Source organism: Fluviicola sp. (assembly GCF_030151805.1).
GTDB lineage: Bacteria > Bacteroidota > Bacteroidia > Flavobacteriales_D > Crocinitomicaceae > Fluviicola.
This window is the reverse complement of sequence record NZ_JASLCN010000160.1, coordinates 1-10,981: the sequence shown is the minus strand read 5'-3', so window position 1 is coordinate 10,981 and position 10,981 is coordinate 1. Positions and strand designations below refer to the sequence as shown.

Here is a 10,981-nt window from a genome sequence, read left to right as displayed (position 1 = left end):
CTTGAATTTGGTTGATAACAGATTCGAAAATTTCAATGTGTTCTTTTGGAATTCGCTCGATGACTTTGTTGTTGAATTCAAACACCACATCACGTGCGATGTAGCGAGCTTTCAATCCTTCTTCAGTCAGGAAAATGCGAACGATTCGTTTATCCAGCTTGTCTTCTTCCCGGCGGATGAATCCTTTTTCTTCCATCGTTTTTAGCGTTCTGGAAAGACTGGTGGGTTCCATTCCCATGCGAGGGCCTAATTGAGTGCTTGGAGTTCCTTCTTTGTCAACATGAAGGAGGATGAAGCCAACAGACATACTGATTCCGTAACTGTTGGCCCGTTGGTTGTACATGCGCGACATTTTGTGCCATGTTAATCGAACATCTAAGTCGATAAGATATTGGGGCTTATTTTGCATATTCTTTCACTTGTTACGAATATACAAAACATTATTATGTGTGCATAATAATTTATAGAATTTTTTTGAAAGAAATTACCAAAGTTCTGGATGACGGAATACGGTTCCGTTAAATTTAGCAATAATTTTTTGATTTTGGTTATAAACAATTGATTCATAGCGTCCAATTGTTTTTCCACAGTTTATTTCTCTGCAGATAACCAGTAGTTCATCGCCGGCAAAAACCGGTGCAATATGTGCGATGGATGTTTCTATGCTGACAGCTTTTTGTCCACGGCTGTTTGATGCAAAAGCCAGCGCAGAATCGGAAACAGAATAAGAGATTCCTCCGTGAGCGGTTTGGTGTCCGTTGAGCATTTCGGGCCGGACGGTGATGGTTAGTTTGCAGAATCCCGGTTCGATTTCAAGAATTCGGATGCCCAGCCAGTTGGAAAAGGCATCCGAATTCATCATTTCATTTACGATATCCTGCGGACTTTTCATTTAGTCTAATGATCTTGAAAGAAGTGAAATCATTGCTAAAATAACGATGAACAATTGCGTTGCTGTTTCGTCATCCAATGTAACACCGTCGGCATCTTCCATCCCGATTTCCATGGCCATGAATTTTACCAAATCCGGTTGATCTGAAAATTCTTCGAGAATACTTTCGTCTTCGTTTTCGAAATATTCATCCAACAATTGGAAATAAGGTTCTTCGAATTCGTCAATTAATTCATCTGTAACGCTTTTCGGGTTTAATCCTGCCAAAGAATAAGCTTCCAAAACTACTGTAAAGTAGTAAATCAGCAAGCTTTCCAATCCTTCGTTTTGGTATTCCTGTGCAGCAGACATGATATAACCCAAAAGAACCGGTTGTGCGGTTGTTTGCGTTTCGGATAATCTGTCTAATGCGTTATCGTCTAAGCTATCAACCTTTTGGATAGCTGCTTCAATATGTCCTATGGAGACTTGTGCCATGTTTTTAAATTGTTTGATACAAATGTAATTTAATCTGCTGAATTCGCTCGTATAAACGGATGAACCAAGATCGGTAAAAATCAACAAGTCATTGAATCGGATAAATAGTATCTTTGGTACATGGCATATTTTACAAAAGATTATCTTGATTTCTTTATTGAATTAGCTGCAAACAACCATAAGGAGTGGTTTGATTCTAACAGAAAGCGATATGAAAGTTCGGTAAAGAAACCCTTTGCGGACTTTGTTCAGACTTTTATCAATCATTTGGCAAAGTCACATCCGGGCTTTAAAGATTTAACAGCATCTGAATGCATTTTCAGGATTAACAGGGATATCCGTTTCTCGAAGGACAAAACGCCTTATAAGTTACTGTGTTCTGCGGTTGTTGCTCCAAATGGAAAAAAATCGAAGAGCATTCACGGGGTGTATTTTGAATTTGGTCCGGAGGCAGTTCGTGTTTATGGCGGGATTTATGAGATTGACAAAGATGATTTGTATGCAGTTCGTGAAGGGATTGCGATGAATCAAAAAGAGTTCAATACTCTGATCGCAGATAAAACTTTTGTAGATATTTTTGGCGAAGTACGTGGTGAAAGAAACAAAATCGCTCCAAAAGAATTGAAAGAAGCGGTAGAAAAACAACCTTATATTTTAAATAAGCAGTGGTATTTTATGACAGAGTTTGATTCAGATTTGATTTTACAGGATCATTTACTGGAAACATTGGATAGTTGTTTTCAGGCAGGATTACCACTCGAAACATTTTTTAATAAATTCATTCAAAGATCATAATTATGAACAAGTATTTCGGACTTTTTGTCTGTTTAATTGCAGGAACTTTTTCGTTTGCTCAGAAAAAACAATTAACGCTTTCAGACGCGGTATTGCAACAAAATCGTGCATTCAGAGATGAACAATTTAATGCCTTTACCTGGATTCCGGGAACGGATTCTTATGTTTATCTGAGTAATAATTACCAGGTGATGTACCAGGGGTCGGTTAAAAAAACAGAGCCGGAACAAATTTTGACCATTCAGGCGGCGAATACTGCCTTGGGGGCACAGTTGTATAGTTTCTACGGCTTTTCATTTCGAAATGCAGATGAATTGTTGTTGACGGACGGAAACAATTACTACAACTTGAATCTGAAAACAAAAACCGGCTCTAAATTGGCTTCTGTACCGGAAGAAGGTGCGAATGCAGAATTTGAAACAACAAGCGGAAGTGCAGCTTATACAGTGGAGAATAATCTGTGGATTGTCGATTCGAAAGGTGAAAAGATTGCCGTAACAAAGAATACGGATAAAAATATTGTTTCAGGTCAGACGTATGCAAGAAGCGAGTTTGGTATTACGGACGGTATTTTCTGGTCCGGAAAAGGTGGTTACCTGGCATTTTACCAGAAGGATGAAACCAATGTAAAAGAATACCCGTTGGTAGATATTACGAAAGTGCCGGCTGAATTGATGAACATTAAATACCCGATGGCAGGACAGGGGTCTGAACAGCCTAAAGTTGGAATTTACTCTGTTTCTGATGGAAAAACGGTCTTCATTACTCCAAAAGGAGCTAAGGATAGTTACCTAACAAACCTTAGTTGGACACCGGATGAAAATTTCGTGTTGGTAGCAGAGGTGAATCGTGAGCAGAATCATATGTGGTTGAATCAATATGAAGCAAAAACCGGGAATTTCATCAGAACGATTTTGGAAGAGCAAAATGATAAATGGACTGAACCGGAACATCCGGCGTTTTTTCCGTTAACGAACTCGAATAATTTCATTTGGATTTCGGAACGGGACGGGTTTAACAATTTGTACTATTATTCAATAGACGGGAAGCTGATCAAGCAATTGACAGCAAATAAATTCGTTACCAAAGAAATTTTGCAATCAATCAATAAAGGAAAAGAAGTTGTTTTTGCTGCGACAGGAACCAGTGCTTTGAATACACTTTATTATGCTGTTGATATGAACGGAAAACAGCGTTGTCTGACATTGGAAGAAGGAACGCATTCTATTGCGATTAATGAAATGGGAACTTATTTTCTTGATTCCTATTCTTCTCATGCTGTTCCGGGGAAAGTAGAGTTGAAAACAATCGCAGGAAAAATTACGAAAACCCTATTGACAGCTAAAAACAAACTTGCAGAAATAGCAATTGGAGCTTCAGATATCGGTAAGATCAAAGCAGATGATGGATCAGTATTGTATACCAGATTGATCAAACCAAGTAATTTTGATCCGAATAAAAAGTATCCCGTGATGGTTTATGTTTACGGAGGTCCGCATGCACAGATGATTACAAATTCATGGCTGGATGGGGCTAATTTGTGGATGTACTGGATGGCAGAACAAGGATATTTGGTGTTTACATTAGATAACCGTGGATCAGGTGAGCGCGGATTTGCATTTGAAAGTCAAATCCACAGACAGTTGGGTACGGTAGAAATCAAAGATCAAATGAAAGGAATTGATTATCTGAAATCGCTGGCTTATGTTGATTCGTCAAGATTTGCTGTTCACGGATGGTCTTTCGGTGGGTTTATGACAACATCTTTGATGTTGAAACAAGCCGAAACATTTAAAGTTGGAGTTGCAGGTGGTCCGGTAACAGATTGGAAGTACTACGAAATAATGTATGGAGAGCGTTATATGGATCGACCGGAAGAAAATCAAAAAGGATACGAAGAAGCTTCTTTGTTTACACATGCAAATAAACTTAAAGGCGATTTGTTGCTCATTCATGGTACGGTAGATGATGTGGTTGTTCCTCAACATAATGACGCGTTATTGAAGAGATTTATTGAATTGGGAATTCAAATAGACTTTTTCCATTACCCAATGCATAAACATAATGTCATCGGAAAAGACCGGGTACATTTGATGCAGAAAGTCCTGGATTATATTATTGAACATAATAAATAGAGAGGAGAGGAGAAAAATCTCCTCTTTTTTTTGCAAAAACCGAAAATATGACTAAATTAGTCATGATTATTTGAGTCATGAAGAATATTGTTCAAACAGCAAGAAAAAAGAAAGGGATGCGTTCGCGTGAGTTGGCAAACTTACTTGGAGTAGATCAATCTTTGATCAGTAAGTTTGAAAATGGTAAGCGAATACCTACAGAAGCTCAAATTGTTGAGCTGGCAAACATCCTTTCAATTGACTTTAATGAACTGATGAAAGCCTGGCTGAAAGAAAAAGTTCTGATGGAGGTGAGGCAGTATATATTCGCCGATGAGGTGTTGGAAATGGTTCAGGAAGAACTTGCCAGTTATCATCCCAAAAGAAAGTTTGAAGATTTATCTATTGAAAAGACACTTGCTGAAATTGATGATATGAAACGTGAACTGGACACGATTCGTTCATTTGAAAATCATCGGATTACAGAAGCTTTGGAATTGGAATATACCTTTGAAAGCAATCGCATAGAAGGGAATACGTTAACCTTACGTGAGACAGATTTAGTCATCAATAAAGGCCTTACGGTTTCCGGGAAAAGTATGCGTGAGCATTTGGAAGCAATCAATCATGGGGAAGCAATTCATTATGTGAAAGATTTGGTTTCAAAAAATGCCATCATTACCAAAAGAGAACTTTTAAGTATTCATAATCTTATACTCCGTGGAATAAACCCGGAAGAAGCAGGAAAGTTTCGGAGGATTCAGGTCATGATACAGGGAAGCGCGCATATGCCTCCAGCACCTTATCTTGTTGAAAAACAAATGGAAGATTATTTTATCTGGTATGAAAGAAACAGAGCGGCATTGCATCCGGTAGTTCTGGCGGCAGAAATGCATGAACGTTTGGTTACGATTCACCCATTCATTGATGGGAACGGAAGAACTTCCCGCTTGATTATGAACATGATTTTACTTCAAAATGGTCTTGTGATTGCAAACATCAAAGGGGATAATACTTCCAGATATGCCTATTATGAAGCACTGGATGATGTTCAAACATCCGGAAAAAAGGATTCGTTTATTCGTTTTGTAGCGGAAATTGAAAGGCAAAGTCTTGAAAGATACTTGTCAATCCTGAAATAATCCTCTTCAAAATTTCACAGAAAAGCACATCGAATATTCCTGATTTATTCTGTGCTTTTCTTTTTGAATCTTATCTTTGTTGGAAAAACACTCCAAATGTCAGATATTCTTTCAAAGACCATGGAATCTACTATTCGTACAAGCAAAGATGTTTTGTTGAAAGCGTTTCGCTTAATGGCTACTGCAAAAACATTGGCTGAGAAATATGAAGCAAACAAAGAAGTTACAGCAAAATATGTGCATGCAACCTCCAGAGGGCATGAGGCAATTCAGTTAGCTGTTGGTTTGCAGTTGAAACCACAAGATTGGGTTTCGCCATATTATCGGGATGATAGTATTCTTTTGGGAATTGGTATGACTCCATATGAGTTGATGCTTCAGGTATTTGCAAAGAAAGATGATCCATTTTCCGGAGGAAGAACGTATTATTCGCATCCGTCATTGAATCGAGATCACATGCCTAAGATTCCACATCAGTCTTCTGCAACAGGGATGCAGGCAATCCCCACAACAGGAATTGCGATGGGAATTCAGTATAAGGAAAAATTAGGTCTTGCGGAAGATTTTAATGGTGAGAACCCGATTGTGGTTTGTTCATTGGGAGATGCTTCCTGCACAGAGGGAGAAGTTTCAGAAGCTTTTCAAATGGCTGCGTTGAAGCAATTTCCAATTGTTTACCTGGTTCAGGATAATGGCTGGGATATTTCCGCAAATGCTGCTGAAACAAGAGCTCAGGATATTACTCATTATGCTCAGGGGTTTAAAGGAATAGAAGTTCGCACAATCGACGGAAGTGACTTTGATTTGTCATACCAAACGGTTCAGGAAGTTTTTGAAATCGTTCGAAAAGAAAGAAGACCCTTTATCATTCATGCGAAAGTTCCACTTTTAGGTCACCATACTTCTGGTGTTAGAAAAGAGTGGTACCGTGATGATTTGGAAGAAGCTGCTTCCAGAGATCCATATCCGAAATTAAAAGAAATTATTCGTGAACTGGAAGGTGAAGCTGATATTATTAATATCGAATCTGATGCCCGTAAATTGGTGGATGCAGATTACGAAAAAGCATTGAATGCAGAAGAGCCAATACCTTCAAGTGTTACTGATTTTATTTTTGCACCGACTCCGGTTACAGAAGAAGTTGGTGAACGTGAGCCAGCTGGGAAAAAGAAAACCGTGATGGTTGACAGCGCTTTGTTTGCTGTTCGTGAAATCATGTCTCAGCACCCGGAAGCATTGTTATACGGGCAAGATGTTGGTGGAAGATTAGGTGGTGTTTTCAGAGAGGCTGCTACATTGGCTCAAACCTTTGGGGATGATCGCGTGTTCAATACGCCGATTCAGGAAGCGTTTATTATCGGGTCGACTGTAGGAATGTCCGCAGTTGGTTTGAAACCATTTGTAGAAGTACAGTTTGCGGATTACATTTGGCCGGGACTGAATCAATTGTTCACGGAAGTATCCCGCTCGAATTATTTGTCAAACGGAAAATGGCCGGTGAGTTGTGTGATCAGGGTTCCAATCGGAGCTTATGGTTCCGGAGGTCCTTACCATTCTTCAAGTGTAGAGTCTGTTTTGGCGAATATTCGTGGAATTAAAGTGGTTTATCCTTCTACAGGAGCGGATTTGAAAGGTTTGCTGAAAGCTGCTTATTATGATCCGAACCCGGTGGTTATTTTGGAGCATAAAGGACTTTATTGGTCAAAAATTCCGGGAACAGAAGGAGCAATGTCTATTGAGCCGGATGAAAATTACATGATTCCGATCGGGAAAGCCCGTATCGTTCAGGAAGCTTCTGATTCTGCAATTGAAAGAGGAGAATCCTGTGTTGTGGTTACTTACGGAAGAGGTGTTTACTGGACTTTAGAAGCTGCAAAACAATTTGAAGGGCAAGTGGAAGTGTTGGATTTGCGTTCAATCAATCCATTGGATATGGAAGCTGTTGCTGCTTCGGTTGAAAAACATGGAAAAGTACTTTTAGTTACTGAAGAATCAATTGAGGCTTCATTTACCCTTGGTTTGGCAGGAAGAATCCAGCGAGATTGCTTCGCGCATTTGGACGCACCGATTGGAGTCGTTGGTGCAATTGATACTCCGGCAATTCCTTTGAATTCGATTTTGGAAGCTGAATTACTGCCAAATGCAGAAAAAGTAAAAACTGCTTTGGAAAAATTGATAAACTATTGATAAATGAACCCCAATCACCCGCCTAGAGTAAGAGCAATGTTAGATCGAATGCAGCTGATAAAAACAGATTTGTCAGCTGCGAAAATGTCGATCTCACTGGATGGAATTCAGCATCTGCCTGAAACATTAGATCTTAAAAGTTCATTGGCGCAGGAAGAGCTTGCTAAGTTGTTGTCGGCATTACACGAAGCATTTGTTCAACAAGACCTTACAAAGGTCACTGCCCTGTATTCGTATGTTGCTTTGTTTTCTGAAACACAACAACAAGAAATCCGAAAGGAAACTGTCCGGGAATTTCATCAGTTTTTAGGTTTGCAAAAGAATGACGTAGAATTATCTGCCATGTATTTGCATGCTGGATTTGCCAATATGATCAATCAGTTGAATGATGTTGACTTGACAAATGCACAGTTCAAGCTGTTTGAAAGATATTTTTTGGATACCAATGACAGAACCGGAAAACGGATTGCTGGAATTCAACGTAATTTACCCCTGAATAGCGATCAGAAAAAACTGGTTGCCGATTATCTCGAACAGCTGAAGTCGGAAAACGAGAAGGTAGAAAAGAAGGATAATACAAAAACCATTATCCTGGTAATCATAACGGTTTCTCTCATTCTGATTCGGTTTGCATTGCGGATGTCCAGATAAGCGACTTGTAAACAATTCCGGTTTTATAAATAATTGAACTTCCAAAGAAAGGAGTTTCAATAGCTCTTACTTTTATATTGAGTAAGTCTATGAAAATCGGAAGCATACATACAGTCGGCGCGATTGCGCAATTTCTTGGAAGAGAAGTAATCGGGGATGAATCTTTGATCGTAACCGGAATTAACGAAATTCATCGGGTAGAACCGGGAGATCTGGTATTTGTTGATCATCCGAAGTATTACGATAAAGCATTGAATTCTGCGGCGACCTTTATTTTAATTGATAAAGCGGTAGACGTTCCTGAAGGAAAGGCATTGATCATTTCTCCGGAACCATTTGATGATTATAACAAGTTAACCCGTAAGTTTTCTCCATACAGACCTCAAATGTCTATGACAGGAGAAAATTGTCAGATTGCTGATTCTGCACATCTTTCCCCGAATTGTTTTATAGGAAATGACGTGATTATCGGCGACCATGTAATCATTCATCCCGGAGCTTATATCGGAGACGGAACCGTTATCGAGGAAAATGTCATTATCGGACCGAATGCTGTTATCGGACATTATGCTTTTTATTTTAAAAAGAAACCTTCTGGTTACGATAGAATGCATAGTTGTGGGTTTGTTTACATTGAGAAAAATGTGGAAATCGGGGCGGGTTCTACGATTGATGCAGGAGTCAGCGCAATAACACGAATCGGTGAAGGAACTAAAATAGATAACCTCGTTCAGATTGGTCACGATACCATTATCGGAAAAAACTGTCTTTTTGCTTCTCAGGTAGGAATAGCAGGTTGCTGCAATGTCGGAGACAATGTCACTTTGTGGGGACAAGTAGGTTGCGCATCCGGAGTAACTATTGGAGATGGCGTTGTTGTTCTTGCACAATCAGGAATTGCTAAATCACTGGCAGGTGGCAAAGTGTATTTCGGAAGTCCGTGTGATGAGTCAAAAATCAAGATGAGAGAACTGACAATTTTAAAACGTCTCGCAGAAAACGGAGGAAAATAATCATGGAAGTCGAAACACGCATAGCAAATTTGGAGTCACAAGTTGAGTTAGGTGAATTTCGACTTAATTCACTGCTTGAACTGACACGCGCGATTGCAACAAATCAAAGTGTGGATCAGATTGTTCGCTTGTTTGAATTTGTGATGCGTGAACAACTTGGTTATGATCGCTTTTTACTTTTCAACAAAGAAAATGGTTGGAGTTCACTTCTGAAAGTAGGACTGAAAAGCAAAGTTAAAGATATTTCGATCGAAAAAGAATTGTATCGTTTCCGTGATATTACGGTCATTGAATCAAGTTATTCGGCAATTCTGGATGAGTTTGATATTATCGTTCCTGTTTTCCACAAAGATAAACCCCTTGCATATCTTCTGATTGCCGGAATTGAGGAAAGCGGGATGAAAAAACACGAAACTTTGGCGGATATGCGTTTTCTTCAGACATTGACCAATATGGTTGTAATGGCTATTGAGAACAAACGCATGGCCAAAGAAGAACTGAAGAGGGAACGCTTGAAAAAAGAACTGGAAGTTGCCTCTGAAATGCAGAAGCTGTTGTTTCCGTCAGATTTGCCATCCAACAGACAGATGGATATTTCCGCCAAATATATTCCGCGACATGAAGTTGGGGGAGACTATTACGATTTTATTCCCCTGGGAGATAATAAATATGTAATCTGCATTGCAGATGTGAGTGGTAAAGGAATCAGTGCGGCAATGTTGATGGCTAATTTTCAGGCCACTATCCGCACGTTTTATTCGACTGTTTACCAGATACAACAATTTTCGCTGGAGTTTTTGATCGAAGAACTCAACAAGAAGGTGATGACAAGTGCAAAAGGAGAAAAATTCATCACATTCTTTATCGCTGTTTACAATGCCGAAACCCGGGAATTGGATTATGTGAATGCCGGGCACAATCAACCGATCATTACCAACGGGAAAGAAAAGAAATTGTTGGATATCGGTTGTGTGGGATTGGGAATGTTTGATGAAATGCCCTTCATTCAGGTCGGTAAAGAAATTCTGAAACCAAATACAACGTTGATTTTGTATACAGACGGTGTTGTGGAGTTGGAAGATGAAAAAAATGCTCATTTTGAACTAGAGCGTCTGATAAAGATTTATCATAATTTCTACAAACTCAGCATGGAAGACATGAATAATATCGTGTTTTCCAAATTAGATGAGTGGCGTGGAAACCGAAAATTGGTTGACGATACCGCGATATTTTCCTGCCGATTCTTTTAGACGTTTTGCTACATTTGTGCAAAACAAAACAAAAAATGAAAATAATCAATTTAACACTCCTATTCTTGTTAGGGAGTTTTTCCCTACTCGCACAAGACGAAATTCCGCTTCCTTCTGAAGTGAAGATTATCAAAAGTGAACCGTATCAGGTGGTAGATTCCCGGGACAAAAGCTACTATTCCCTCGGAAATGGTGAGGTCTTAAGTATCAAACTGAAAATGAAAGGCGGTCTGACATTTATTCTACAGAAATTTTCCGGAAGTAATCTGAACCAGGAAGCGATCAAAACATCCATTTTGCCGGTTGAAAAAGGAAGTGCTTATGAAGGAATCAAACGCATGGGAGATATTTTCTATGTGATGATTTCCCGGAAAAGTGCCGATAACGGAGTGACATTGTATGCACATGAGTTAAGTACCGAAAGTTTAGAGTTGGTTGGAACGGAAAAAGAGTTGTTTAC

11 protein-coding genes are annotated in these 10,981 nt (G+C 39.3%); 8 read left to right on the top strand and 3 right to left on the bottom strand.

Features of this window, described 5'->3' with window-relative positions:
* The 3 genes from Q1V93_RS06060 to Q1V93_RS06050 all read right to left on the bottom strand — a co-directional run.
* The coding region (locus tag Q1V93_RS06060) for a MarR family transcriptional regulator (RefSeq protein ID WP_300662810.1) at positions 1 to 343 on the bottom strand (343 nt) is incomplete at its 3' end.
* 141 nt (positions 344 to 484) lie between these two features.
* Complete coding sequence (locus tag Q1V93_RS06055; protein ID WP_300662808.1) at positions 485 to 892, bottom strand: hotdog fold thioesterase; 408 nt, start codon at positions 890 to 892, stop codon at positions 485 to 487.
* Entirely contained in the window at positions 893 to 1,369 is a 477-nt protein-coding gene (locus Q1V93_RS06050; protein WP_124746602.1) for a hypothetical protein, read from the bottom strand.
* 120 nt (positions 1,370 to 1,489) lie between these two features.
* Here Q1V93_RS06050 and Q1V93_RS06045 point away from each other — a divergent pair, with 120 nt between their 5' ends.
* From Q1V93_RS06045 to Q1V93_RS06010, 8 genes are all read left to right on the top strand, one after another.
* Positions 1,490 to 2,164 carry a DUF2461 domain-containing protein gene (locus tag Q1V93_RS06045; RefSeq protein ID WP_300662804.1) on the top strand — a complete coding sequence of 225 codons (675 nt, stop codon included), beginning with the start codon at positions 1,490 to 1,492 and terminating at the stop codon, positions 2,162 to 2,164.
* Between the two features lie 2 nt (positions 2,165 to 2,166).
* Positions 2,167 to 4,299, top strand: coding sequence for a DPP IV N-terminal domain-containing protein (locus Q1V93_RS06040; protein WP_300662802.1), 2,133 nt, complete (start codon positions 2,167 to 2,169; stop codon positions 4,297 to 4,299).
* Between the two features lie 77 nt (positions 4,300 to 4,376).
* Positions 4,377 to 5,420 (top strand): Fic family protein, encoded by a 1,044-nt coding sequence (locus tag Q1V93_RS06035; protein ID WP_300662800.1) that lies wholly within the window; start codon positions 4,377 to 4,379, stop codon positions 5,418 to 5,420.
* A gap of 96 nt (positions 5,421 to 5,516) precedes the next feature.
* A complete protein-coding gene (locus tag Q1V93_RS06030; RefSeq protein ID WP_300662798.1) occupies positions 5,517 to 7,607 on the top strand; it encodes an alpha-ketoacid dehydrogenase subunit alpha/beta in 2,091 nt (696 codons plus the stop codon).
* A gap of 48 nt (positions 7,608 to 7,655) precedes the next feature.
* A complete protein-coding gene (locus tag Q1V93_RS06025) occupies positions 7,656 to 8,258 on the top strand; it encodes a hypothetical protein (RefSeq protein WP_300662796.1) in 603 nt (200 codons plus the stop codon).
* 89 nt (positions 8,259 to 8,347) lie between these two features.
* Entirely contained in the window at positions 8,348 to 9,271 is a 924-nt protein-coding gene (locus tag Q1V93_RS06020) for an LpxD N-terminal domain-containing protein (RefSeq protein WP_300662794.1), read from the top strand.
* A gap of 2 nt (positions 9,272 to 9,273) precedes the next feature.
* Positions 9,274 to 10,521: a PP2C family protein-serine/threonine phosphatase gene (locus tag Q1V93_RS06015; RefSeq protein ID WP_300662792.1), complete on the top strand. Its 1,248-nt coding sequence runs from the start codon at positions 9,274 to 9,276 to the stop codon at positions 10,519 to 10,521.
* 35 nt (positions 10,522 to 10,556) lie between these two features.
* The coding region (locus Q1V93_RS06010) for a hypothetical protein (protein ID WP_300662790.1) at positions 10,557 to 10,981 on the top strand (425 nt) is incomplete at its 3' end.

What these genes read in the sequence shown, in the direction of transcription:
- Q1V93_RS06055 (WP_300662808.1), bottom strand. Translation starts at nt 892, where the DNA reads ATGAAAAGTCCGCAGGATATCGTAAATGAAATGATGAATTCGGATGCC.
- Q1V93_RS06050 (WP_124746602.1), bottom strand. Translation starts at nt 1,369, where the DNA reads ATGGCACAAGTCTCCATAGGACATATTGAAGCAGCTATCCAAAAGGTT.
- Q1V93_RS06045 (WP_300662804.1), top strand. Translation starts at nt 1,490, where the DNA reads ATGGCATATTTTACAAAAGATTATCTTGATTTCTTTATTGAATTAGCT.
- Q1V93_RS06040 (WP_300662802.1), top strand. Translation starts at nt 2,167, where the DNA reads ATGAACAAGTATTTCGGACTTTTTGTCTGTTTAATTGCAGGAACTTTT.
- Q1V93_RS06035 (WP_300662800.1), top strand. Translation starts at nt 4,377, where the DNA reads ATGAAGAATATTGTTCAAACAGCAAGAAAAAAGAAAGGGATGCGTTCG.
- Q1V93_RS06030 (WP_300662798.1), top strand. Translation starts at nt 5,517, where the DNA reads ATGTCAGATATTCTTTCAAAGACCATGGAATCTACTATTCGTACAAGC.
- Q1V93_RS06025 (WP_300662796.1), top strand. Translation starts at nt 7,656, where the DNA reads ATGCAGCTGATAAAAACAGATTTGTCAGCTGCGAAAATGTCGATCTCA.
- Q1V93_RS06020 (WP_300662794.1), top strand. Translation starts at nt 8,348, where the DNA reads ATGAAAATCGGAAGCATACATACAGTCGGCGCGATTGCGCAATTTCTT.
- Q1V93_RS06015 (WP_300662792.1), top strand. Translation starts at nt 9,274, where the DNA reads ATGGAAGTCGAAACACGCATAGCAAATTTGGAGTCACAAGTTGAGTTA.